At 66.6% G+C, this 24,815-nt stretch carries 21 protein-coding genes and 1 riboswitch; of the genes, 12 read left to right on the top strand and 9 right to left on the bottom strand.

Annotation, left to right across the window (positions count from 1 at the left end; all coding sequences use genetic code 11):
- Positions 1–116 precede the first annotated feature (116 nt).
- The 3 genes from IEX71_RS01610 to IEX71_RS01620 are packed head-to-tail and all read right to left on the bottom strand — an operon-like array spanning position 117 to position 4,137.
- Positions 117–1,145, bottom strand: a complete 1,029-nt coding sequence (locus tag IEX71_RS01610; RefSeq protein WP_188835211.1) for a TIGR03842 family LLM class F420-dependent oxidoreductase — start codon at positions 1,143–1,145, stop codon at positions 117–119.
- A complete protein-coding gene (hydA, locus tag IEX71_RS01615; protein ID WP_188835212.1) occupies positions 1,145–2,545 on the bottom strand; it encodes a dihydropyrimidinase in 1,401 nt (466 codons plus the stop codon). The genes IEX71_RS01610 and hydA overlap by 1 nt, the downstream gene beginning before the upstream one ends.
- Positions 2,542–4,137 carry an NCS1 family nucleobase:cation symporter-1 gene (locus IEX71_RS01620; RefSeq protein WP_188835213.1) on the bottom strand — a complete coding sequence of 532 codons (1,596 nt, stop codon included), beginning with the start codon at positions 4,135–4,137 and terminating at the stop codon, positions 2,542–2,544. Before IEX71_RS01620 ends, hydA begins: the two co-directional genes overlap by 4 nt.
- Before the next feature lie 215 nt (positions 4,138–4,352).
- Here IEX71_RS01620 and IEX71_RS01625 point away from each other — a divergent pair, with 215 nt between their 5' ends.
- Positions 4,353–5,921 (top strand): PucR family transcriptional regulator, encoded by a 1,569-nt coding sequence (locus tag IEX71_RS01625; RefSeq protein ID WP_188835214.1) that lies wholly within the window; start codon positions 4,353–4,355, stop codon positions 5,919–5,921.
- An 87-nt stretch (positions 5,922–6,008) separates the two neighbouring features.
- Here IEX71_RS01625 and IEX71_RS01630 read toward each other — a convergent pair whose 3' ends face one another.
- The 5 genes from IEX71_RS01630 to IEX71_RS01650 form a co-directional block, all read right to left on the bottom strand.
- Positions 6,009–6,851, bottom strand: coding sequence for a nitrilase-related carbon-nitrogen hydrolase (locus tag IEX71_RS01630; protein WP_188835215.1), 843 nt, complete (start codon positions 6,849–6,851; stop codon positions 6,009–6,011).
- Positions 6,852–6,973: 122 nt separating this feature from the next.
- Positions 6,974–7,246 carry a hypothetical protein gene (locus IEX71_RS01635; protein ID WP_188835216.1) on the bottom strand — a complete coding sequence of 91 codons (273 nt, stop codon included), beginning with the start codon at positions 7,244–7,246 and terminating at the stop codon, positions 6,974–6,976.
- A gap of 202 nt (positions 7,247–7,448) precedes the next feature.
- Positions 7,449–8,120, bottom strand: coding sequence for a G1 family glutamic endopeptidase (locus IEX71_RS01640; protein WP_188835217.1), 672 nt, complete (start codon positions 8,118–8,120; stop codon positions 7,449–7,451).
- 611 nt (positions 8,121–8,731) lie between these two features.
- On the bottom strand, positions 8,732–9,151 hold the full coding sequence (locus tag IEX71_RS01645; RefSeq protein WP_188835218.1) for a TA system VapC family ribonuclease toxin: 420 nt from the start codon (positions 9,149–9,151) through the stop codon (positions 8,732–8,734).
- A complete protein-coding gene (locus IEX71_RS01650) occupies positions 9,141–9,386 on the bottom strand; it encodes a hypothetical protein (RefSeq protein ID WP_188835219.1) in 246 nt (81 codons plus the stop codon). Before IEX71_RS01650 ends, IEX71_RS01645 begins: the two co-directional genes overlap by 11 nt.
- A gap of 330 nt (positions 9,387–9,716) precedes the next feature.
- Here IEX71_RS01650 and ileS point away from each other — a divergent pair, with 330 nt between their 5' ends.
- The 7 genes from ileS to IEX71_RS01685 all read left to right on the top strand — a co-directional run bounded on the left by ileS (position 9,717) and on the right by IEX71_RS01685 (position 18,881).
- Positions 9,717–13,151, top strand: coding sequence for an isoleucine--tRNA ligase (gene ileS, locus IEX71_RS01655; protein WP_188835220.1), 3,435 nt, complete (start codon positions 9,717–9,719; stop codon positions 13,149–13,151).
- Between the two features lie 13 nt (positions 13,152–13,164).
- Positions 13,165–13,698, top strand: coding sequence for a GNAT family N-acetyltransferase (locus IEX71_RS01660; RefSeq protein ID WP_188835221.1), 534 nt, complete (start codon positions 13,165–13,167; stop codon positions 13,696–13,698).
- Positions 13,691–15,082 (top strand): bifunctional folylpolyglutamate synthase/dihydrofolate synthase, encoded by a 1,392-nt coding sequence (locus IEX71_RS01665; protein WP_188835222.1) that lies wholly within the window; start codon positions 13,691–13,693, stop codon positions 15,080–15,082. Before IEX71_RS01660 ends, IEX71_RS01665 begins: the two co-directional genes overlap by 8 nt.
- Before the next feature lie 2 nt (positions 15,083–15,084).
- Entirely contained in the window at positions 15,085–15,474 is a 390-nt protein-coding gene (locus IEX71_RS01670; protein ID WP_188835223.1) for a DUF4233 domain-containing protein, read from the top strand.
- The gene (locus IEX71_RS01675; RefSeq protein WP_188835224.1) at positions 15,471–16,400 is read left to right on the top strand and encodes an undecaprenyl-diphosphate phosphatase; all 930 of its coding nucleotides are present in this window, start codon (positions 15,471–15,473) and stop codon (positions 16,398–16,400) included. The genes IEX71_RS01670 and IEX71_RS01675 overlap by 4 nt, the downstream gene beginning before the upstream one ends.
- Positions 16,401–16,568: 168 nt before the next feature.
- Positions 16,569–16,985: a nucleoside-diphosphate kinase gene (gene ndk, locus IEX71_RS01680; protein ID WP_188835225.1), complete on the top strand. Its 417-nt coding sequence runs from the start codon at positions 16,569–16,571 to the stop codon at positions 16,983–16,985.
- Between the two features lie 495 nt (positions 16,986–17,480).
- Positions 17,481–17,560: riboswitch (cobalamin riboswitch) on the top strand.
- A gap of 88 nt (positions 17,561–17,648) precedes the next feature.
- Positions 17,649–18,881, top strand: a complete 1,233-nt coding sequence (locus IEX71_RS01685) for a prenyltransferase/squalene oxidase repeat-containing protein (protein WP_188835226.1) — start codon at positions 17,649–17,651, stop codon at positions 18,879–18,881.
- A 143-nt stretch (positions 18,882–19,024) separates the two neighbouring features.
- Here IEX71_RS01685 and IEX71_RS01690 read toward each other — a convergent pair whose 3' ends face one another.
- On the bottom strand, positions 19,025–19,537 hold the full coding sequence (locus IEX71_RS01690; RefSeq protein ID WP_188835227.1) for a MarR family winged helix-turn-helix transcriptional regulator: 513 nt from the start codon (positions 19,535–19,537) through the stop codon (positions 19,025–19,027).
- Between the two features lie 189 nt (positions 19,538–19,726).
- Between IEX71_RS01690 and rpsO the strand changes: the two genes are divergently transcribed.
- The 4 genes from rpsO to IEX71_RS01710 all read left to right on the top strand — a co-directional run bounded on the left by rpsO (position 19,727) and on the right by IEX71_RS01710 (position 24,666).
- Complete coding sequence (gene rpsO, locus IEX71_RS01695) at positions 19,727–19,996, top strand: 30S ribosomal protein S15 (protein WP_188835228.1); 270 nt, start codon at positions 19,727–19,729, stop codon at positions 19,994–19,996.
- A gap of 193 nt (positions 19,997–20,189) precedes the next feature.
- Positions 20,190–22,616 (top strand): polyribonucleotide nucleotidyltransferase, encoded by a 2,427-nt coding sequence (locus IEX71_RS01700; protein WP_188835229.1) that lies wholly within the window; start codon positions 20,190–20,192, stop codon positions 22,614–22,616.
- A gap of 161 nt (positions 22,617–22,777) precedes the next feature.
- Complete coding sequence (locus IEX71_RS01705) at positions 22,778–23,731, top strand: methyltransferase domain-containing protein (RefSeq protein WP_188835230.1); 954 nt, start codon at positions 22,778–22,780, stop codon at positions 23,729–23,731.
- On the top strand, positions 23,728–24,666 hold the full coding sequence (locus IEX71_RS01710; RefSeq protein ID WP_188835231.1) for a protein kinase family protein: 939 nt from the start codon (positions 23,728–23,730) through the stop codon (positions 24,664–24,666). The genes IEX71_RS01705 and IEX71_RS01710 overlap by 4 nt, the downstream gene beginning before the upstream one ends.
- The last annotated feature ends 149 nt before the right edge of the window (positions 24,667–24,815 follow it).

A 24,815-nucleotide genomic window follows, 5' to 3' on the forward strand; every position in this document is an offset into this window, starting at 1 on the left:
CAAGGTTGCCCCCTTCGCCGAGGGGACAGGCGTTGTAATGAGAGGACAGGCGATTTGGCGGACTTTGCCCGAAATCGCCTGTCCTCTCGACAATTGGGCGTCCTCTCGGCGAAGGGCTACGAGCGGGCGTCCTGCTGCACGTTGACCAGCGGCATCACGTGATCGGCGTATGCCGCCAGCGTGTGCTCCTTGTCGTCATGCTGCAGGTAGACCGCGAACTGGTCGACACCCAGGTCCCGCAGCTCCTCGATCCGCTTGACGTGCTCCTCGGGCGGGCCGATGACGCAGAACCGGTCGACGATCTCGTCCGGCACGAACTGGGTATGGGTGTTGCCCGCCCGCCCGTGCTGGTTGTAGTCGTAGCCCTTCCTCTCGGCGATGTAATCGGTCAACGCCGCTGGTACTCCTGAGGATTCGCCATACCTGCTGACGATGTCCGCGACGTGGTTGCCGACCATGCCGCCGAACCAGCGGCACTGATCGCGCGCGTGCTCCGCCGACTCCGCGCTGCCGTCCGTGACGTATGCCGGTGCGGCGACGCAGATCGTGATGTCGTCCGGGTCGCGACCGGCCTCGGATGCGGCGGCCCGCACGGCCTCGACCATCCAGGCGGTGATCTGCGGGTCGGCCAGTTGCAGGATGTAGCCGTCGGCCACCTCTCCGGTCAGTTTCAGCGCTTTCGGGCCGTAGGCGGCGACCCAGACCTCGAGCTGCGACGCGGTCGCCCACGGCAGCCGGAGGGTCGACCCCGCATACGGGACGGCGTCCCCGGACGCCATGCCCCGGATCACGCCGACCGCATCACGCAGCGCGGCTAGGGTGCTGGGCCGGCCGCCCTCCACTCGCACGGCCGAGTCGCCACGGCCGATGCCGCACACCGTGCGGTTGCCGTACATCTCGTTGAGCGTCGCGAACAGCGACGCCGTGACGGTCCAGTCGCGGGTGGTCGGGTTGGTGACCATCGGCCCGACCGTGACCCGACGGGTGCGGTCCAGGATCTGTCCGTAGATCGGGTAGGGGTCCTGCCACAGGATGTGACTGTCGAACGTCCACACGTGACTGAACCCGAGCCGGTCGGCCTGCACTGCCAGATCGACCACCCGCGCCGACGGGGGAGTGGTCTGCAGGACGACGCCGAAGTCCATCAGACGAGGTACTGCGACAGGGAGCGCTTGATGAACTGACCGCGGCCTGGCGACCCGCTGAATTCGCCTGCGTCCAGGACGATTTCGCCGCGCGAGAGCACCGTCTCGACCTTGCCGGTGAACTCCCAGCCCTCGTAGACCGAGTAGTCGACATTCATGTGGTGGGTCTGCGCCGACACGGTCTGCTTGGCCTCCGGGTCGTAGAGCACGATGTCCGCGTCCGAGCCCGGGGCGATGACGCCCTTCTTGGGATACATGCCGAACATCCGCGCCGGCGTCGCCGCCGAGATCTCCACCCAGCGGGCCAGACTGATCTCGCCCTTGGTGACACCCATGTGCAGCAGGTCCATGCGGTGCTCGACGCCCGGCAGACCGTTGGGTATGGCGCGGAAGTCGTCCTTGCCCAACTGTTTGTCGGGGACGAAACAGAACGGGCAGTGATCGGTCGCGACGACCGACAGGTCGTTGGTGCGCAGCCCGCGCCAGAGCTTCGCCTGCTCCTCCTGGGGCCGTAGCGCCGGGGTGCAGACGTATTTGGCACCCTCGAAATCCGGTCGTGCCAGGTCGGATTCGTCCAGGAAGAGGTACTGCGGGCAGGTCTCGCCGAACACGTTGCGACCGGCATCCCGAGCCTCCGTCACGACGTCGACCGCGGCGCCGCTCGACAGGTGCACGAAGTAGAGCGGGGCACCGGTGACATCGGCCATCTGGGTGGCCCGGTTGACCGCTTCCGCCTCCAGCGCGATCGGCCGGGTGAGCCCGTGCCACTTGGGCTCGGTGTGTCCTGCGGCGATCGCCCGGCTGACGATCTGGTCGATCGCGGTGCCGTTCTCGGCGTGCATCATGATCGTCGCGCCGTTGTCGCTGGCGCGGTACATCGCCTGGATGATCTGGTCGTCGGTCGACAGGAACACGCCCGGGTAGGCCATGAACAGCTTGAAGCTGGTGACGCCCTGGTCGACCAGCACGTCCATCTCCTTCAGCGAGGAGTCGTTGACGTCGGCGAGGATGGCGTGGAACCCGTAGTCGATGCAGGCGCTGCCCTCCGCCTTGGCGTGCCAGGTGTCCACCGCTTCCTGCAGCGAACCGCCCTTCTTCTGCACCGGGAAGTCGACGATCGTGGTCGTGCCGCCCCAGGCCGCCGCCCGGGTGCCGGTCTCGAAGTCGTCGACGCTGAACGTGCCGCCGAACGGCATGTTCATGTGGGTGTGCACGTCGATGCCGCCGGGCAGGACGTATTTGCCCGAGGCGTCGATCGTGCGGTCGGCCTCGATGCCCAGGATGTTCGCAGTGCCGGGTGCCAGCACGGCCGAGACGGTCTCGCCGTCGATCAGTACGTCGGCGGACGCGGCTCCCTGGGGTGAGACGACCTTGCCGCCGGTGATGAGTGTTGTCGTCATACTGTGACTCCTTCGTCCTCCTCGGCCACGTTGGCGGCCGAATCGTCATACGAGACAGGTGCTTTCAACAGTTTCATCAGCACTGTGTGCAGAAGGGCGCCCGCGACGAGACCGATGATCCAACCGTAGTCCGCCAGGGGCTTCAGGAAGGGAATGATTCCGTCGACGGGGAAGGGCCCGGTCTTGACGCCCTTGGCGTTGATCCCCGAGTGGGAGCCACCACCGGCGAGGATCGCGGCGACGGCGAAGGACACGACGGCGATCCAGTTCCAGCCGCCGCGGTACCAGTAGAGCCCGCCGTCCCGCTTGTAGAGGTCCCGGATCACCAGCGTCCTGCGCCGCACGAACCAGTAGTCGGCCAACAGGATCCCTGCCACCGGCCCGAGGATCGCGCCGACGAAGTTCAGCCAGGTGAAGATGTAGATGTCCGGGTTGGACACCAGCTCCCACGGCATGATCAGCACCGAGAGCACACAGGTGATGAGTGCGCCGCGGCGGAAGTTGACGTGCTTGGGGGCGGCGTTGGCGAAGTCGTATGACGGACTCACCAGGTTGGCGGCGATGTTGACCGCCAACGTCGCGACCATCACGGTCGCCAGCGCGAGCAGTGTGCCGACCCAGTTGTCGATGCGCGCCGCCAGCTGGATGGGGTCCCAGATGACCTCGCCGTACACCTTCTCCGACGCGGACGTGACGAAAACCGACAGCAGCGCGAAGAACGTCATGGTGGTGGGCAGTCCGTAGGTCTGGCCGAGCATCTGCTTCTTCTGCGAGCCGCCGAACCGGGTGAAGTCGGAGATGTTCAGCGACAGCGTCGCCCAGAAGCCGATCATCCCCATCAGGGACGGCCCGAACACCTTCCAGAAATCCTTCCCGTGCAACGTGCCCGGCTGGGAGAGGATGTCGCCGACGCCGCCCGCCTTGATCCACATGTAGATCAGCAGGGCGACCGCGGCCACGAGGACGACGGGGGCGGCCCAGTTCTCGAAGTGCTTCAGCGTGTCGATGCCGCGGACGATGATCGCGATCTCGATCAGCCAGAAGACGAAGAAGCTCAACCACTGGGTCCACGGGAAGTCGCCGATGTGCCCGGCGTCCGCCCAGCCGTCGCCGAACATCTTGCCGGCCAGCAGGAAGATCCCCTCACCGCCGATCCACGTCTGCACACCGAACCAGCAGGTGGCGGCGAGCGCGCGGATGAGTGCGGGCAGGTTCGCGCCGAACACCCCGAACGAGGACCGGGCCAGCACGGGGAACGGTATGCCGTACTTCGTCCCGCCGTGGCCGTTCAGCAGGATCGGGATGAGCACGATGACGTTCGCCAACAGGATGATGAAAACGGCCTGTTGCCAAGACATTCCGGCCGCGACGAGCCCTGATGCCAGGAGCCAGGAGGGGATGTTGTGGCTCATCCCGACCCAGAGGGCGGTGTAGTTGTAGGTGTGCCACGTGCGTTGGGAGACCGGCACCGGGACCAGGTCCTCGTTGGCCAGACCCGGGTCCGTGAGAGCCCCGCTGTCGGTGAGTTCGACCCGTCCGTCGGGATACTCGAGCTGACCGTCGCGGGCGGCGGATGCGGAATCTGTGGTCATGCGCGGCTCCTCAAGGCGGACGAGAATGCCGGTCACAGTATCGGCGCGCACAGGGCCTGGACTCGTTCACTGTGTCACGCATCACAGCTGCCGCGTTGCGTGTTGTATCGGCGTCTTTCGGCTGCATGCGAGCGACGGATCAGGGAGAGTAATGGGGAGAACCGGCTCTCCGGACGCAGCGCGACCATGACCAGTTCCGTCAGAGAGGCGGTCCGATGCAGTTGATGACCCTGGCCGAGGTGATCGAGCTCGCGGCCAGCCGTGAGGGCCAGCCGGAGGTGCTGCACGGTCACGAGCACCTCTCGGATCCGGTCCGCTGGTGTCACGTGGGCGAGGTGCCGGACATCGGCACGATGCTCACCGGCGGCGAAGTGGTGCTGACGACCGGTGTGATGTTGGCCGAGGAACGCGATCAGATCGAGTATGTCGAGAAGATCGCCGAGGCCGGCGCGACCGCGGTCTTCCTCGGCATCGGTCGTGCCTTCGACGATGTCCCACGCGCCATGCTGAAGGCCTGCCGCTCGGCGGATCTGCCGTTGATCGTCATGTGGCGTCCGGTCGCGTTCGTGACGATCACCGAGCAGGTGCAGACCACCATCCTGGCTCGCACGACGAGTCGCTCCACCATCTCCGAGAACGTGCGGGACACGTTGCACCGGTTGACGATTCAACGTGCTCCGATGCAATCGCTGGTCGACGAGCTGGCCGGACTTGCCGGGTGCCCGGTGGTCGTGGAGAACACCGCCCGTCAGGTGCAGCTGGCCGCCGGCGAGGCGGGCCTGCGCGAGGTGCTGCGGGACTGGACCCGCTTGTCGCAGTACGTGTCTCGCTTCGCTGGGGACGACGACGTGCACATCACGCCCGACGGGATCGTCGCGGCGCCCCTGACGCAGGAAGGACGACCGTGGGGCACGTTGATCCTGTTCGCCCACGGTGAGCCCGCCGAACGCTCGGAGGTCGTGGCCCGCCGCGGAGTCGAAGCGCTCAACCTGCACAAGCTCGTCGCGCCCAGCGGTGGCGACTGGCAGCGCGAGGCACAGGAGGTGCTGCTGACCGATCTACTCGGCGGGCACGGCGGCGCCGACCTGTTGGAGCTGCGAGCCCGGGCATCGGGGTTCCGGGTGCGGCACTGCCGGTTGACACCGCTGGTGATCCGGTTGGGCAGGAACGAGCGCGAATGCGCGATGTTGCTGGAACAGGTCCGGTCCGTCGCGGGCCGTTGCGGCGTCGGCGCCCTGCTCGGCCCGGTCGAGCACGGCACCGTGCGGATGCTCGTCTCGAGCAGTCAGTCCGACGACCCGATCCGCAGGGTCGACGAATTCGCCGAGCAGCTCGCCGTCGAGTCCGACTGCCGGATCGAACTGGCCGCGGCCGGACCCGTCGTCGACGGGCTGAGCGGGCTCGGGCGCTCGTTCGCCCGGGCCCGGCAGACCCTACGGGCGGCCGCGCGCCTCGACTGGCGGGACAGCGTCGTGGTCCGGCTCGCCGATCTGCGGTTGCCCGGCCTGGTCGAGGCGCTCGCGGCCAGTCACGACGTGCAGGACTTCGTTGACCGGGAACTCGGGCCGCTGCTGGACAGCCCGGACCTCGTCGACCTGTTGGAGACCTTCATCGCCAACGGTCTGAACAAGTCGTCGACCGCGCAGGCGCACCACCTGTCCCGGCCGGCGGTCTATCGCCGGCTGGAGCAGATCACCGAGCGGCTCGGCATCGACCTGGACGACGTACGTGCGGTTGCGGGCCTGCACGTGGCACTGCTCGCGCTACGCGCCCGTGGCCAGTGACCCCTATAGCGGGTCGAATAGCCCCACCAAGGTGGTCGAGTAGGGCGAGCCGCTAGGCGAGTCCGTATCGAGACCCCGCCATACAACTCAGCGCTCGGTGATCGAGGTGTAGGTGTCGGGGCGACGGTCGCGGTAGAACGCCCAGGTGGCGCGCTGCTCGCGGATCGCGTCGAAGTCCAGGTCGCGCACGACGAGCTCCTCGACCTGGTCGGAGGCGACGTCGCCGACGAACGCGCCGCGCGGGTCGGCGAAGTATGACGTGCCGTAGAAGTCGTCGTCGCCCAGCGGCTCGATGCCGACCCGGTTGAGCGCGCCGACGTAGTACATGTTCGCCGCCGCAGCAGCCGTCTGCTCCAGCTTCCACAGGTGATTGGACAACCCACGAGAAGTGGCCGAGGGGTTGAAGACGATCTCGGCGCCGGCCAGGCCGAGCCCGCGCCAGCCCTCGGGGAAGTGCCGGTCGTAGCAGATGTAGACACCAACTTTGCCGATCGCCGTCTCGAAGATCGGCCAGCCGTCATTCGCGCCCGGGCGGAAGTAGAACTTCTCCCAGAACCCGTGCAGCTGCGGGATGTGCGTCTTGCGGTACTTGCCGAGGTAGGTGCCGTCGGCGTCGATGACGGCGGCGGCATTGAAGAGCACGCCGGGCTGCACTTCCTCGTAGATCGGCAGGATCATCACCTGGCCGGTCTCTTTGGCGATCGAGCTGAAGCGCTGCACGATCGGGCCGTCCGGGATCGCCTCGGCATACTCGTACCAGGCCTTGTCCTGGACCTGCGCGAAGAACGGTCCCATGAACAGCTCCTGGAAACACAGCACCTCGCTGCCCTGCCGGGCCGCCTCGTGCGCGATCTCCTCGTGGGCGTCGAGCATCTTGTCCTTGTCCCCGCGCCAGTGGGTCTGGAACAGAGCGGCTTTGACGGTGGTCATGGGTGGCCTCCCTCGGTCGGCTTCGTCGGTGATGAGGTGGACGCTAATCGTGCGAGTGAGTCCCAGAGCCGCCCAAGCTGTCACGAGAATGTGCGGCGGTGTTACACGGTGTCGATGACCGATCAACGGGTCAACAGCTGGAGAATGCGGGTTCCGGTCGTCGATCGAACGGTCACGGTGCCGCTCGACCGCAGCACTACCTCGACTGCGACGGTCGTTTCGCTGTGCCGAAACTGGCGGGTCGGGCGCACACCTCCCGTGGTGGAGACCTTCTGGTCGATGGCGTGGCATGGCGGTGCGGTGATCACCACCAGCTGTTCGCCTTTGGCGAAGCGTGCCCGTTTCGCCGTCAGGCGAGTGATCACCGGCCACTTTTCGCCGGCGGAGATCTGCACGCCGCAGACCATGAGCGGTCCTCGTGACGCACTTACGACCGGTGTCGACACCAGTGCATCACTGGACCGACTGGTCGGATCCGTTGCTGAGCCACCGGTGCCCGTCGTCGTACACCCGGATGCGACGAGACAGACGAAAACGACGGCGGCAGCACACCGTGCTGCCGATGCCCCACGGGGTGTGGGAATCGGGTGTCCTATTCTACGAATAGGCCTTCCATGTTGTGGTGAAGGCATCTCCGCTAATCGTGCCAGGGACCGAAAGATCGTCTCCCGAACTCCCAACCATCGTTTCCGGCGAACCTGAGATGTTGTATTCGCGACTGCCCTGCGGCGACTCGTCGTATCCGCCGTTGAACATTTTCACTGATTTGAAGTCGGCGAGACGCGGTAGTGATGTTCCGATGGTCGGCCGCTCGACAATCCATTCCGCCGAGTTGCCCGGGGCGGTCGAAGACTGCGACCCGGTGACGCATGTTGCCTTTGTGTAGTCGCACAGGCCGAACTCTGCACCAGTTGTCGTGCTCCAAAAGACGTCGGTCGCGACATCGTCGCCGATCTTGGGCACGAGATTCGTGACTTCCTGCTCCGACTCGCCCGGGACAATCTCGAACCAGAAGTAGTCGGTTTGGGTGCCACCGGCAGACACATCCTGCTCGGTGCCATCGTGAATTAGCTTGCCAGTGGACGTCGTGCCACCGATACCCGGCCAGATTGCTGAATACGCGGCGTGTCCACCGCCTGAAACGGTGGGGACATGCCATTCGGCGTCTGCATAGTTTGGTGCACTGGTCGTCTTGATGTAGCCAGACCAGTTGCTCGAGGCCGCTAACGTGAGAGGGGTGGTGTGATCAACTCGTGCCTTGCAACTCATCGTCGGCAACCAGTGGACGTGGTGTGCGGCGGCACGAGCGAAGAAGGCCGATCTCGCTGGCGCACCGACGTCTTGCGCGGTTAGTTCTCTCCCGCTGCTTGGCGAGACAACGGTAAGGTCTGACCCGCATCGGCTGTGTGTTCGGTGAAGCGGAGTAGCCGAGGCAGCTGCGTTGGAAGGTGTCCCGCCGGTGGCCAGGAAGCCCGATACGACTAGGACAGTGAAACCGGATGCTTTCACTCTCATCATGGGCACTCGCGCCCCGTTCTCACCCGAAGCCAGAATCCTGGTGTTGTTTCGGCTTACTCCCTAACCCTGTGTGTAGCCTGACCCCCCATCGTCCGACCTGACCCGCAGCTTGGGAGAATCGGCTGGCGAGGTGGTAGCCCGCGGAACGTCAGGTGAGAGGCGTGTTGCTCCCGCCGTCAGCGTGCTGGTCGAAGCGTGCGCAGGCGTCCGACCAGCCGTAGCCGAACGGTGGTGCGGTATGCACCGTTGTTCGGACGGACTGCTGCCCTCCTGCAGTGCTGGCTGGCGTGACGCTCGTGGTCGCGGTGAAGATCGGTCACCGCGGATCGACCTACGTCGATCTCGGCCGGATGCTCACGCACTCATCCTGTCCAGACACTGACCCAGCGCTGGTCCGAGGGCATGAGCGACGCGCGGAGTGACGCGTCGAATGTTACGAGTGCCGTGTTTTTCGACGCAGCAAGGTTGACGAGTTGAAGATCGGTGACCTGCCTGCGGCCCATGAGTACGCGGGTGTCGATGACGGGATCGGCGAGCGAGCATGAGTCGGGAAGGTACTCCCATCCCGGCACCTGGCGTATGGCGCTCAACTGCCCCAGCGCCTCGCTGCCGCTGACCCTTCGTCCGACGACCTGCTCGGTCAGCAGTAACCGAACCAAACCCGACTCCGTGACCGGACACGTGCTCCACTCATCGAGCTCGGCAAATCGCTCATGCGCTACCGCATGATGGATGTGCTGGTCCCAGGTCAGCGCGAGCAGCACATTGACGTCAAGAAGCATGGTCGGGCTCGGGCTCGTCGTCGCGGTGCAAGACCACTGCCTCGTCCGTCACCGGATGCCCGGGCACTCCCGTCATCACCGGGAAGCCCGATGCGCGCGACCGCCGCGAACGGGGTGCCGTGATGCCGGCGAGAGCGAGCTCGGAGACGGCCTTGCCGAGTGAGATGTGGTCTGCGTTCGCCTTGGCCCGAGCTGCACTGAGCACTGCGGGGTCCAGATCGAGGGTGGTGCGCATGGCAGCATCATAACATCAGTGCACCAAATGCTGCCCGGTCCAACGGAAGGTGGCCTCCGTCCCTATCGAGTTGGAGGCCGGCGTGGCGGGCGAATACACTTGGCTGCAGCAGCGTTCGAGCCGTCATCAGCGGCGAGCTTCCGGAAGAACAGCGCGGTCACGCGCCCACTAGAACCGGACGGGACGAGCCCGTCACAGCTCATGCAAGAGCGGTCGTATGACGAACCCCTTCGCCATACGACAAGCGAGGTGGTACCGCGGAGCGGCCCGGCAGAAGCGGGCAGCGTCGTCCTCGAGCAGGACGAGACGACCGTGAGAGAGACGCACCGCATGACCTATCCGAAGGTCGACCTGACCGCATCGCAGACCGGCGACGTCAATGCCGTCGCATCCTCCGCGGACTTCCCGGCGATCGAGCAGGCCGTACGCAAGTATTGGGACGCCGATGACACCTTCCGTGCGTCCGTTGAGCAGCGCGATGCGGGCAAGGACGGCACCAACGAGTTCGTCTTCTACGACGGCCCGCCCTTCGCCAACGGTCTCCCGCACTACGGCCACCTGCTGACCGGCTACGTCAAGGACCTCATCCCGCGCTACCAGACGATGCGCGGCAAGCGCGTCGAGCGCCGCTTCGGCTGGGACACCCACGGGCTGCCTGCCGAGCTCGAGGCGATGAAGCAGCTCGGGCTGAAGACCAAGGACGAGATCCTCGAGATGGGCGTCGACAAGTTCAACGACGCCGCACGGGCCTCGGTGCTGCGCTACACCGGCGAGTGGCGTGAGTATGTCGAGCGGATGGGCCGCTGGGTCGACTTCGACAACGACTACAAGACGCTGAACCCCGACTTCATGGAGTCGGTCATCTGGGCCTTCAAGCAGCTCTTCGACAAGGGGCTGATCTACGAGGGCTTCCGCGTGTTGCCCTACTGCTGGAACGACGAGACGCCGCTGTCCAACCACGAGCTGCGGATGGACGACGACGTCTACCAGATGCGGCAGGACCCGGCGGTGACCGTCGGATTCCGTTGCACCAGCAGCACATTGGATGTTCTGAAGGATACGCTCTTCCTGGTGTGGACCACCACGCCGTGGACCCTGCCGGCCAACCTCGCGGTCATGGTCGGGCCGGACATCGACTACGTCGTGGTCGAGACCGATGTGCCGACCGGCACCACCCAGCGATACGTGATCGCGCACGCGCGGCTGGCGGCATACGCCAAGGAACTCTTCGGCGATGCCAAGGCCGACCCGGAGCCGTATGTCGTCGCGCGCCTCTCCGGCAACGACCTGCTCGAGTCGGTCTACGCGCCGCCGTTCGGTTACTACGAAGGCCACGAGAAGGCCTTCCGCGTCGTACCCGCCGACTTCGTCACGACCACCGACGGCACCGGATTGGTCCACACCGCAGGCGCTTTCGGTGAGGACGACATGGTCGTCACCGACCGCGAGGGCATCGTGCCGGTCATGCCGGTCGGCCCCGACGGCCGTTTCACCTACCCGGTCTCCGAGTACGAAGGCATGCTGGTCTTCGACGCGAACCCGCACATCATCGACGACCTGAAGGCAGCGACGAATGCCTTGCGGGACGGCCGTATCGAAGGACTCGGGGCCCCCGCGAAGTATTCGGAGGCTGCGGGCCCCGACGAAGTATCGGAGGAGCGTAGCGGGGGAGAACTTCGTCGGGTGCAGGGAAGCGGGGGAGAAACTTCGTGGGGTGAGGTCACCGGGGGCACCGTGCTGCTGCGTCGCGAGACCTACGAGCACTCCTACCCGCACTGCTGGCGGTGCCGAAACCCGTTGATCTACAAGGCAGTCAGCTCCTGGTTCGTCAGCGTCACGTCGTTCAAGGACCGGATGCTGGCACACAACCAGGAGATCAATTGGGTGCCCGGCAACGTCAAGGACGGGCAGTTCGGCACGTGGCTGGCCAACGCCCGCGACTGGTCGATCACCCGCAACCGCTTCTGGGGCAGCCCGGTGCCGGTGTGGAAGTCCGACAACCCGGAGTTCCCGCGAGTCGACGTCTACGGGTCGTTCGAGGAGCTCGAGCGCGACTTCGGAGTCAAGGTCGACGACCTGCACCGGCCAGGCATCGATCAGTTGACCCGCCCGAATCCCGATGATCCAAGCGGGAATTCGACGATGCGCCGCGTCGAGGACGTCCTCGACGTATGGTTCGACTCCGGGTCGATGCCCTACGGCCAGGTGCACTACCCCTTCGAGAACGCCGACTGGTTCGAGCACCACTTCCCGGCCGACTTCATCGTCGAATACATCGGCCAGACTCGCGGCTGGTTCTACATGCTGCACATCCTGTCGACCGCGCTCTTCGACAAGCCGGCCTTCAAGAACGTCATCTGCCACGGCATCGTGCTCGGCAGCGACGGGCAGAAGATGTCCAAGTCCCTCTCCAACTACCCCGACGTCTCAGAGGTCTTCAACCGCGACGGCGCGGACGCCATGCGTTGGTTCCTGATGAGCAGCCCGATCCTGCGCGGCGGCAACCTCATCGTCACCGAGCAGGGCATCCGCGACGGTGTGCGGCAGGTGCTGCTGCCGTTGTGGAGCAGCTGGTACTTCTTCAGCCTCTACGCGAATGCTGCTGGGACCGAGGGACATTGGTCGACCGAGTCCACGAACGTCATGGACCGCTACGTGCTGGCCAAGACCCGCGAGTTGGTCGAGACCGTCCGCATGGACCTCGACGAGTTCAACGTCGCCGGCGCGTGCGACGCGGTGCAGAGCTTCCTCGACGTGCTCACCAACTGGTACATCCGCCGCTCCCGCGAGCGCTTTTGGGGAACGAACGGCGCCGACGGGGACGCACAGGCTGCCTTCGACACCCTCTACACCGTGCTGGAGACCGTATGCCGGGTAGCTGCTCCGCTGCTGCCGTTCGTCACCGAGCAGGTATGGCGCGGGCTGACCGGTGGTCGCTCGGTGCACCTGACCGACTGGCCGGACTCCACCGATCTGCCCGCCGATGAGCAGCTCGTCACGGCGATGGACCGTGCCCGCGCGGTCTGCTCCACGACGCTCTCGGTCCGCAAGGCCCAGCAGTTGCGCGTGCGGCTGCCGCTGGCGACGCTGACCGTGGTGGTCAAGGACGCGGCAGCACTGGCCGACTTCAGCGCTCTCATCGCCGATGAGGTCAACGTCCGAGAGGTGCGCCTCGTCGACCTGGCCGAGGCCAGCGAGTCCGACTTCGGCATCGAGCAGAAGCTGACCGTGAATGCCCGCGCAGCCGGCCCTCGACTGGGCAAGGACGTGCAACGCGCGATCAAGGGCAGCAAGTCCGGGGACTGGTCGGTGGCCGAGGACGGCACCGTCACCAGTGGCGGATTAGCCCTGCAGGAGAGCGAATTCAGCCTCGAGTCGGTCGTGACCGACCAGGCCCAGGCGCACCAGGTCGCCGCGATGCTGCCCGGTGGTGGCTTCGTGGTGCTCGACACCGACGTCACCGACGAGTTGCGCATCGAAGGCCTGGCCCGCGACATCATCCGTGCGGTCCAGCAGGCCCGCCGTGATGCCGGCCTGGAGGTCAGCGACCGGATCAGCCTGGGCGTCACCGGAGACGACGACGCCTGGCAGGCCACGGTCACCCACCAGCAGCTGATCATGCGTGAGACGCTGGCGGTGCAGTTCGGCTCCGCCGGCGCGGGTCACGAGCTGCCCGGTGCCGTCGACGCGGATCTCGGCGGCGGCAAGCACGTGTCGATCGCGGTCAAGCGTGTCGAGTCGGCGACAGAGGGGACGGCGCGATGAAGAGGACCGCACGATGAAGATTGCCAGCGGTGTGCTGCTGCGTGCGGCGACCGGGGACGACCTGCAGGGTGTCATCGAGGTGGGCCAGCAGACCTGGCCGGCCACCTACGGTCCCATCGCGGGCAAGGACTACGTCGCGATGGGCTTGGCCAAGTGGTGGACCGCAGATGCGACGATCCCCGCCATCCGAGCCGGACGGGTGACGGTCGCCGAATACGACGGCGAGATCGTCGGTATGACGTCCGTCGGGCCGCTGGACGGTCACCTCGCGTTGTGGAAGCTCTACGTGCTGCCCGAGTTCCACAGCGCCGGCATCGGCGGCATGCTGATGCGCGCCGCCATCGCCAAGGCCAAGGCCGACGAGTATGACGAGATCGTGTTGTCCTACCTGGACGGCAACGACAACGCGCGCTCGTTCTACGAGCACTACGGCTTCACCGAGACCGGACGCGAGAGCACCGGCGGCGGTGTGCCCGACTCGATATGGATCCACCTGCCACTCGGCGGGGACCCGGAGGACGCAACCTTGGATGGTGCACATGGCTAGTGGTCGACCCGATGCCGCGCAACGCGAGGCCGCACGTAACCTCGAGATCCGCAAGCGGCTGCGCGAGGTCGAGGACGCGATCCTCGCCCGCACCCCGGAGTCCAGTCCGGAGCCGTCGCTCGAGCGGGTGCGCCGTATCATGGAGCTGCTGGGTGACCCGCAGCGGTCGTTCCCGGTGGTGCACCTGACCGGCACCAACGGCAAGACGACCACCACACGGGCGATCGAGCGCATCCTGCGGGAGACGGGCCTCGCCACCGGCCGGTTCACCTCGCCGCACCTGCACAACGTGCGTGAGCGGATCGCCTTGAACGGCAGGCAGATCGACCCGGAACGCTTCATCGCGACATACGACGACGTGCTGCCCTACGTCGAGCTGATCGACAACGAGGCACGCGCGGCGGGGGAGCCGACGACGACCTACTTCGAGATCCTGGTCGTGATGGCCTACGCCGCGTTCGCGGACGCTCCCGTCGACGTCGCGATCGTCGAGGTCGGCCTGGGCGGCGAGTGGGACGCCACCAACGTCGCCGACGGTGACGTCGCGGTCATCACGCCGGTGTCGCTGGACCACACGCGGCTGCTCGGCTCGACCGTCGAGGAGATCACCCTGGAGAAGCGCGGCATCATCAAGCCCGGCGCGATCACCGTCGTCGGTGACCAGGACCCGGCGGTCGACGAGCTGATCGCCGAGCGGGTGGCCGAGGTCGGTGGCGCGGCCAAGCGCGAGGGCGTCGACTTCGAGGTGCTCGAACGCGATCAGGCCGTCGGCGGCCAACAGTTGACCGTCCAGGGTCTGGCCGCGGTCTACCGCGACCTCTACCTACCGCTCTTCGGTGATCACCAGGCACACAACGTTGCGACCGCGATCGCCGCGGCCGAGGCGTTCCTCGGCGGGGGAGAGCAAGCCCTCGACATCGACGTGCTGCGCACCGCGCTGGCCGATCTGGACTCGCCGGGCCGGCTGGAGATCGTGCGGCGCTCGCCGACCGTGCTGGTCGACGCGGCGCACAACGCATCCGGCGTGCGCGCCCTGCGCGACGCGTTGAGCGACTCGTTCACCTTCGTCCGACTGGTCGGAGTGCTGGCGATCTTCGCCGACAAGAACGCCGACGACATGCTGTCCACGCTCGAGCCGGTGCTGGATCACGTTGTCATCACTCGCAATTCGTCACATCGCAGCATGCGAGCCGAGGAGCTCGGTGCCATTGCGGTCGAGATCTTCGGCGAGGACCGTGTCGACGTCGTGCCGGGCATGGCCGACGCCATTGACCGCGCCGCCGAGCTCGCCGACGAGGGCGGTGTCGCCGGCGGCGTGCTCGCGACCGGGTCGATCACGACGGCCGCGGACGTGCGTGCGCTGCTCGGCGTGACCGAGGCATAAGCATGATCGGCAACCTCCTGGTCCATGGGGTCGGTGACCGTATGACGCGCCGGTTCGCCGGCCTCGTGGTCGGTTCGCAGACCGTGGTGGTCTTCCTCGGCGCGCTCGTCGCCTGGGCGATCGCCAAGGCGCAACACGACACGGCCCACACGTCATACCTCGTGATCGGGCTGGTGCTCGCCGTCCTGTGCATCGTCGCGGCCGGGACACTGCGGCGTCCCTGGGGTGTCACCCTCGGCTGGGTCGTCCAATGTGCGACGCTGCTGGCCGGCTTCGTGCTGCCGATGATGTTCGTCGTCGGCGTGATGTTCATCGCCCTGTGGGTCACCGCCCTCGTCCAGGGCCGCAAGATGGACGACCTGACCGCCCACCACGAGGAGACTTCCGGATGACCTGGATCGAAGCGATCGTGTTGGGGATCGTGCAAGGACTCACCGAGTTCCTGCCGATCTCCTCCTCGGCGCACCAACTCATCGTCGGCCGCCTCTTCTGGGACAACGACGGTGGCGGGTCCGCCTTCACCGCCGTCAACCAGCTCGGCACCGAGACCGCGGTCATCGTCTACTTCTGGCGCGACATCGTGCGGATCATCAAGCAGTGGGCGCTCTCGGTCACGGGCAAGGTGCCGCGCACCGACCCTGACGCCCGGATGGGCTGGCTGGTCATCGTCGGCACCATCCCGATCGGCATCCTCGGCCTGGTCCTCAAGGACTTCATCGAGGGCGACCTGCGCAATCTGTGGGTCACCGCGAGCATGCTGCTGATCTTCGCGATCGTCATCGCCGTGGCCGACAGCACGGTCGACGCGAGGACCCATTCCTCCTCCGAGCGACAGGTGCCCGTGCCTGCCGGCACCGCCTCCGGGGACACGGTCGACGGCACGGGCCTGGCTGCCGACGGCGAAGAAGTGGAGCACGGCAAGACGCTCGACGACCTCACCGTTAAGGACGGCATCCGATTCGGGCTGTGGCAGGCGCTGGCGCTCATCCCTGGCGTATCCCGCTCCGGCGGAACGATTTCCGGTGGTCTGTTGATGGGTTACACCCGCAGTGCCGCGGCGCGTTACTCCTTCCTGCTCGCCATACCGGCCGTGGTGATCTCCGGCCTGTTCGAGCTGAAGGACCTGCACGGCAGCGACGGTGACGGCTGGGGCCAGATCGCGGTGGCGACGCTGCTGGCGTTCGTCGTCGGGTATGCCGTGGTCGCGTGGTTCATGCGCTACATCTCGCACCACAACTTCCGGCCGTTCGTCTACTACCGGATCGCGCTGGCGGTCTTCCTCTTCGGACTGCTCGTCCTGGGCAAGGTCGCGGCGTAGCGATTTGGTTCGCTCCAGCCGGTTTCTCGCTACTGTCGTTACTTTCTCGCATAAACCGCTCTGTACGGCGAGAAAGTAACGACAGTAGCCAGTTGTTCGTGGCGCCTTTGGCCCGTGCGAGAAACCCCACGAGTGACGCCATACCGGCCGTCCGATTGAATGTGAGCCATGGAACGCACCCTCGTCATCGTCAAACCCGACGGATTCGCCCGTGGCCTCACCGGTGAAGTCCTGCGCCGCATCGAGGCCAAGGGCTACACCCTGGACACTCTGCAGATCATGACCGCGGACCGCGACCGGCTCGCGCAGCACTACGCCGAGCACGAGGGCAAGCCGTTCTACCAGCCGCTGGTCGACTTCATGGCCAGTGGACCCGCGACGTTCGCGATCGTCAGCGGGCACCGAGTGATCGAGGGCTTCCGCGCGATCGCCGGCGCCACCGACCCGACCGCCGCCGCACCGGGCAGCATCCGTGGCGACCTCGGTCGCGACTGGGGCCTTGCGGTGCAGCAGAACATCGTGCACGGCTCGGACTCCCCGGAGTCGGCCGAGCGCGAGATCGGCATCTGGTTCGCCCAACGCTGAGACTCGTTCCTCGTCTCGGCGTTGTGCTCACCTGTGCTTGACGTGCCGTCCTTCGGCCGGGCCCAACCCTGAGACTCGTTCCTCGTCTCGGCGTTGTGCTCACCTGTGCTTGACGTGCCGTCCTTCGGCCGGGCCCAACCCTGAGACTCGTTCCTCGTCTCGGTGTTGTGCTCACCTGTGCTTGACGTGCCGTCCTTCGGCCGGGCCCAACGCTGAGACTCGTTCCTCGTCTCGGTGTTGTGCTCACCTGTGCTTGACGTGCCGTCCTTCGGCCGGGCCCAACCCTGAGACTCGGCTTGCCCTCGTGTCGGTGCGGTTGTTCTACGCGCTCAACGACTATCGATTCGTGGCGAGCGATGATGAGAAATTCGACCTCATCGTCGACATCGCCACCGATGCCTTGGCGGGAGTCGCTGAGATCGCTGCGCGTCTGGAGCGGTACGCCGGCCCGGCCTGAGTTCACGGTAAGCTCCGCACTGGACGCGATCCCTGCAGGGGAAGCCGGTGCGAATCCGGCGCTGACCCGCAACCGTGTGCCGACCTGGCGTCATACGCCGGCGGCGAGCCGGAGCACCTGTGCGTCCACGGGCGATCTCGTCGCGGCCCCGCGAGAACGCCCCGATTCACCTCCGCGGGCCGCGCGATCTCGTGGAAGGCATCTCAATGACCACCTCTCTTCGCACCCGTGCGGGTATCACGGGCGCACTCGCCCTGACTTGCGCCGGCCTCACCAGCCTCGCCGTCGCGGCACCGGCGACCGCCGCCACGCCGGACGGCGCCACCGGCGCACACTTCCTGGCGTCCGAGCTCGCGGCCGGTGGCGACCACCTCTCGGTCAGCTCCGGGGGCAGCAGCTTCCCCGACTACGGACTGACGATCGACGCGGTCCTCGGCCTCGACGCCGCCAAGAACGGCCAGTCCGCGGCGACGCGCGCGGCGTCATACATCACCAAGAACGCGGCGGCCTACCGGACCGGTGGCGACACGAAGGAGCTGTATGCCGGTGCGACTGCCAAGTTGCTGGTCTTCGCGCAGGCCCAGGGGCTGCCCGGCGACACCTACCTCAACGATCTGAAGACCCTGGAGCAGAGCACCGGCCAGTTCAAGGACAAGTCGGCATATGGCGACTACTCCAACACCATCGGCCAGTCACTGGCGATCATCGGCCTGACGCGCGCCGGCAAGCCGGATGCCAAGGCTGTCGACTTCCTGGCCAAGCAGCAGTGCAACGACGGCGGCTTCCGGATGACGTTCGACGGCTCGTGCACCGGTGACACCGACGCGACTTCTCTCGCGGTGCAGGCATTGAGCGCCGCAGGTGGCCACGACGCGGCGATCGGCAAGGCCGTCAACTTCATCGCCGGCAACCAGCAGGGGAGCGGCGGAGTCGTCGAGCCGGCCGCCCAGGCCGCCCCCAACACCAACAGCACGGGACTCGCTGCGGTCGCCTTCACGCTGGCCGGCAAGACGTCGGAAGCGGCGAAGGCCAAGTCCTTCGTCAGTGGCCTGCAGTTCGGGTGCAGCGCGCCAGCAGCACTGCGTGGCGGCTACGCGTTCGACCAGAAGTCGTTCGACGCGCAATCGGCCAAGGGCAGCAAGGCGACCGCTGGTGACAAGGAGTTGCGCGCCAGCACACAGGCGATGCTCGCCGTGAACCCGCAGCCCTACCTCGAGGTCAGCGCCGGTGGCGCGGCCACGGCTCCGGCACTGTCCTGCGCGACCACCGCGCCGAGCTCGACCGCGACCGCCACGTCGACGACCACCGGCCCGCCGATCATCACCGACGGGCCCGCCGCCGGTGGCAATCACGGCGTGCTGCTCGCAGGTGCCGCGGCCCTCGGTGGAGCCGCGCTCGCCGGTGCGGGCCTGCGTCGCCGACTGCGCTCCGAGGACTGAGCCACTCGCGCCGACAGGACAGGAAAACACTGAGAGGACAGGTAATTCCGGCCGATTACGACCGGATTGCCTGTCCTCTCGGTGCGTTTGCTATCCGCTCGGTAAGCAGTTCGCGACCGTCGTGGGGAAGGGGCCCCGGCGCGCTATTTCATCTCGTCGTCGAGCCCGGCGATGGCCAGCTCGAGCAACTGCGCGAGCTTGTCGCGCTGGCCGGCCGGCACGTGGGACAGCACGTCGGACTCGACCATGTCGGAGTGCCGGATCACCTGGCGGAACATCTCCCAGCCGTCGCGGGTCAGGTGCACCAGGATGCGGGTGCGGTTCTCCTGGTCGGGCTCGCGCTCGATCAGTCCACGCTCGGCCATCCGGTCCAGGCGGTGCGTCATCGACGACGGCGCGACCGCAGCGGTGTCGGCGAGCTGGGACGGTGTGGAGATGTGGTCGTCGGCCTCGGCGGCGAGATGCCGGATCACCGCCCATTCGCCCGCGGTGAGGTCGAGGTCGGAGAGGTTCTGGGTGTACCACTGCGACAACCGGCGATGCAGGCCGTGCACCGCCGTGATGACGCGCTGCACCTGCTCGTTACCGCCCGCCTCGACATACGCGGCGACTTCGGTCTCGTAGCGGCTTCGCTCGCTCTTGGCAGTCCGGTTCATCAGGCTCCATTAGAGCGTATGACGACCGCTGCGCGGTGCACGCCCTCGCGCGGGCCGCTTCGATTAGGGGCGCGCGCTCTCGTGCTGATAACCTTGCATCGCCGTGAAACCGGCCGCGGACCAAGAGCGCCCTGGTGGAAATGCCCAGGAGCACCGCGCAACCAAGAGACGAACGGAGATCGCCCACTCATGCCTCTGGACACCGCCACCAAGGCGCAGATCATGACCGACTACGCGACCAAAGAGGGCGACACCGGTTCGCCCGAGGTCCAGATCGCGATGCTCACGCAGCGCATCACCGACCTGACCGAGCACTCGCGTCAGCACCCGCACGACCACCACAGCCGGCGCGGTCTGCTGCTCCTGGTCGGCAAGCGCAAGCGCATGCTGCGTTACCTCGAGGACGTTGACATCGAGCGCTACCGTGCGCTGATCAAGCGCCTCGGTCTGCGACGCTGAACAGGGTCGCTTGACCACCAAGACTTATGCCGACAAGGCGGTTACCCATCCGGTAGCCGCCTTGTTGTCGTAGGCGGGTGCTGCCCACCGGCCCGACAAGGATGCGGCCGACTCGCGGCATACACCCGTAATGAAGGAGAGCACCACGCACAACGACGATGCGTGGTCAGAAGCAAGAGAACAGGAGGACCCAATGGAGGGTCCAGAAATCACTTTCGCCGAAGCCGTTATCGACAACGGCAAGTTCGGCACGCGCACGGTCCGTTTCGAGACCGGACGGTTGGCCAAGCAGGCAGCCGGCGCGGTCGTCGCCTATCTGGACGACGAGACGACGCTGCTGTCGACCACGGCCGCAGGCAAGCACCCCAAGGACCATTTCGACTTCTTCCCGCTGACGGTCGACGTGGAGGAGCGGATGTATGCCGCGGGCAAGATCCCGGGCAGCTTCTTCCGTCGTGAGGGTCGCCCCTCGACCGACGCGATCCTCACCTGCCGGCTGATCGACCGTCCGCTGCGTCCCGCCTTCGTCAAGGGCCTGCGCAACGAGGTCCAGGTCGTCATCACCGTCCTCGCGCAGAACCCCGACCACCAGTACGACGTGCTGGCGATCAACGCCGCTTCGGCGTCGACGCAGATCTCGGGTCTGCCCTTCTCCGGTCCGATCGGTGCCACCCGCGTGTCGCTGATCGACGGCCAGTGGGTCGCGTTCCCGACCTACTCCGACCAGGAGAACTCGGTCTTCGACATGGTCGTCGCCGGCCGCGTGGTCGAAGATGACGTCGCGATCATGATGGTCGAGGCGGAGTCCAACGAGGCGACCTGGGGCCTTGTCAAGGACCAGGGGAAGCAGGCGCCGACCGAGGAGATCGTCGCGCAGGGCCTGGAGGCCGCCAAGTCCTTCATCCGTGTGTTGTGCGAGGCGCAGGACAAGGTTGCCGAGAAGGCCGCCAAGCCGGTCCAGGAGTTCCCGCTCTTCCTCGACTACGAGGACGACGCGCTGAACGCCGTCGAGGCCGCTTCGACCGAGAAGCTGCGCGGCCTGCTGTCCATCGCGGACAAGCAGGACCGTGAGTCGCAGCTGGACGCCTACAAGGAGGAGCTCAAGACTGAGCTCGCCGGCGAGGGCAAGGAGTTCGAGGGCCGCGACAAGGAGATTTCCGCGGCGTACCGCTCGGTGCAGAAGCAGCTCGTCCGCGAGCGCATCCTGCGCGAGAAGGTCCGCATCGACGGTCGTGGGCTCGCGGACATCCGTGCGCTGTCGGCCGAGGTCGAGGTGCTCCCGAGGGTGCACGGTTCGGCACTCTTCGAGCGCGGCGAGACCCAGATCATGGGCGTCACCACGCTGAACATGCTGCGCATGGAGCAGCAGCTGGACACGTTGTCGCCGGTGTCGCGCAAGCGCTACATGCACAACTACAACTTCCCGCCCTACTCCACAGGTGAGACCGGCCGCGTCGGTTCGCCGAAGCGTCGCGAGATCGGCCACGGAGCGCTCGCCGAGCGTGCGCTGATGCCGGTCCTGCCGACGCGTGAGGAGTTCCCCTACGCGATCCGTCAGGTGTCGGAAGCGTTGAGCTCCAACGGTTCCACCTCGATGGGTTCGGTCTGCGCGTCCACGTTGGCGCTGCTCAACGCCGGTGTGCCGCTGCGCGCGCCGGTCGCCGGCATCGCGATGGGTCTGGTGTCGGCCGAGGTCGACGGTAAGACCGAGTTCGCGGCGATGACCGACATCCTGGGAGCCGAGGACGCCTTCGGTGACATGGACTTCAAGGTCGCAGGCACCCGTGAGTTCGTCACGGCCATCCAGCTGGACACCAAGCTCGCCGGCATCCCCGCCGACGTGCTGGCCGGTGCGCTGACCCAGGCCCGCGACGCGCGCCTGCACATCCTGGACGTGATGCACGAGGCGATCGACGCTCCCGATGAGATGTCACCCTTCGCCCCGCGTGTCATCGCGGTGAAGATCCCGGTCGACAAGATCGGTGAGGTCATCGGCCCGAAGGGCAAGATGATCAACCAGATCCAGGAGGACACCGGCGCCGACCTGTCCATCGAGGACGACGGCACCGTCTACATCGGTGCCACCGACGGTCCGTCCGCCGAGGCCGCGCGCGCCGCGGTCAACGCGATCGCCAACCCGCAGATGCCCGAGGTGGGCGAGCGCTTCCTGGGCACCGTCGTGAAGACGACGACCTTCGGCGCGTTCGTGTCGCTGCTTCCGGGCAAGGACGGCCTGCTGCACATCTCCGAGGTGCGCAAGCTGGTCGGCGGCAAGCGGATCGATGCCGTCGAGGACGTGCTGAAGATCGGCCAGAAGGTCCAGGTCGAGCTCAAGGAGGTCGACCCGCGCGGCAAGCTGTCGCTGGCTGTCGTCCAGGCGAACGACGAGTCCGCTTCCGAGGCCGCGTCCGACGAGGACGTCGCCGACGACGCACCGGCTGCTGCTCCGGCTGACCTTGAGTCGGACGCTGACGCCACAGCACCGGTGGACGCCGAGGGTGGCGACGAGAAGTCGGACCGCGAGCCCCGCAAGCGCAACCGCCGTCGCGGCGGTCGCGGTCGTGGCAAGGACGGCGCCGAGGGGTCGAACGACTCCGAGTCGGTCGCCGTGGAGGACTGATCCTCCGGTAGGCAATCGCTGAACGGCCCGGTCGCACCTCGTGTGCGGCCGGGCCGTTCCGCGTCTGCTGCGGTTCCGTCAGACATGTCGCGCGGTATGACGCGCGTTGTGTACGACGCAGCGGATCGGTCGGCACTGGTCACTCGCATAGGCTTCGCCGTATGACGATCCCGTTGCTGCTGACCTGCCCGGTGGGGTTGGAGGATCTCGTGCGCGGTGACCTGCGGGATCGGGACGATGTGCGATCCGAGCTGCTGGAGCCGGGAGCCATCCGGTGCGAGTCAGGTGTCGAACGTGAGCAGTTGCCCGCGATGGTCGAACGGGTGGGCGTGCCGCTGGCCGACGTCGCATCCGTGATCAGCGCAGCCGCGCTCATCGGTCTCGAGACACCGGCGTTCCGGGTGCAGGCGAAAGACCCGAGCTTGCGGTCGGAATGGATCGCGCGCGTCGAGGCACTCGGATGGGTCAACGCGCCCGGCGAGTGGATGCTCAACATCGACGTCGAGGCCGGGAGGATCGACCTCGGACCATGGCACTGGTCACGACGCATCGGCCATCTGCAGCGGCTGCCCGCGACGACGCCGGGTCCGGTCGCTGCCGGACTGTTGCGCCTGGCGAAACTGCGTGTCGGAGACCAGTTGCTCGACCCGTGCGCCGGTGTCGGCACAGTGCCGATCGTGGACGCGCTGCTGCGTGGGGGACCGGCATACAGCATCGAGCAGGATCCGCAAGCGACCCGGCTCGCCATCGAGAATGCAGCGAATCTGTCAGTGCAGCAGTCGGTTTCAGTCCTCGAAGCGGACGCGACCGACCTTCCGCTCGGTGACGGCAGTGTCGATCGGGTGGTCAGTGACCTGCCCTTCGGCAAGCGCATCGGCAGCAACGAGCTCAACAAGACGCTCTACCCGGCGATCCTTCGCGAGGTCGAGCGCGTGCTCACCGCCGACGGACGTTGTGTGCTGTTGTCCGACGACAAACGCGTTTTCACCGAATCCGTCGCGCACGCACGGGGTTTGAAGGTGTCGGGGGAGCGGGTGATCCGCTACAACGGGGTCACACCCACGGCATACATCGTGCGGCGGAGTCGCCGTCCGAAGAAGAAGGGCCGTGCATGAGTCGGCACCAGCATGCGCAGGGTGTCCGGCTCGGCTTCGCCGAGGCGCCGGACCGCGTTCGCACATGGGCTGGTCGGCAGATCGGCGGCGAGCTGATCGCGGTGACCGACTGCGTCGGCGGTATGTCGCCCGGGCCGGCCGCGCGGATCGGATCGTCAGCGGGCGCAACGGCGTTCGTCAAAACATGCGGCCCTGAACTCAATCCGATCACGCCGGAGTTGCTACGGGACGAAGCACGGATCCTCGCGGTGCTTCCTGCACACCCGAACCTGCCTCGGCTACTCGATGTGTATGACGACGGCGATTGGGTCGCGTTGCTTATCGAGGACCTGCCCGGCGGGGTGCCCGACGTGCCGTGGTCGGCAGACGACCTGCGTCGTGCGAGTGACGTCCTGTCAGCGGTGCGCCCGGTTCTCGGCCGTGTCGCGTCGAACTGGGTGCCGTTGGCCATCGAGAGCCCGATCTTCGCCGACGGCTGGAAGTTGCTGGCGGATCGACTTGATCAGGTCGATCCTTGGTGGGCGAAGCATCACGACGAGCTCGCGTCACATGCAGAGCGTGCTGTCGCTTTGATCGACGGAGATGCGTTGCTGCACTGGGACGTTCGGGCCGACAACCTGATCTTCGGCACCGACCGTGACGTGCTCGTCGACTGGGGTCAGGTACGACGCGGCGCGGAGTGGATGGATCCAGCCCTGCTGGCGATGGACTGTGCGATGAGCGGCAGCACCGTGTCCGCGGCGGCCGACTTCTTCGCCGAGGAACCTGTCTTGGCCGACCGTGACCCGTCCGATCTGACCTCCCTGATGGCGGCCGCCGCAATGACCTTCGCCGCGCGGGCGATGGACGAGCCACCGCCCGGTCTGCCCACCATTCAGGCGACTCGTGCCCGTTGGGCCGAGAATCTCCGCCGCGAACTGGACAAAGTCCTCTGATTGAACGGCACACCAATGCATTGACCGGCACCGCAAAGCGGGCACATTTGCTGTGCCGCTCGTTACGTTGGTGTGCCGCTCAATCCAAGGGCGCCACGGCATTCGGGCGAAACTGTCGGGCGCTGCGAGACGTTTGGAGAACGGAGGGT

Source organism: Flexivirga endophytica, assembly GCF_014640635.1.
GTDB lineage: Bacteria > Actinomycetota > Actinomycetes > Actinomycetales > Dermatophilaceae > Flexivirga > Flexivirga endophytica.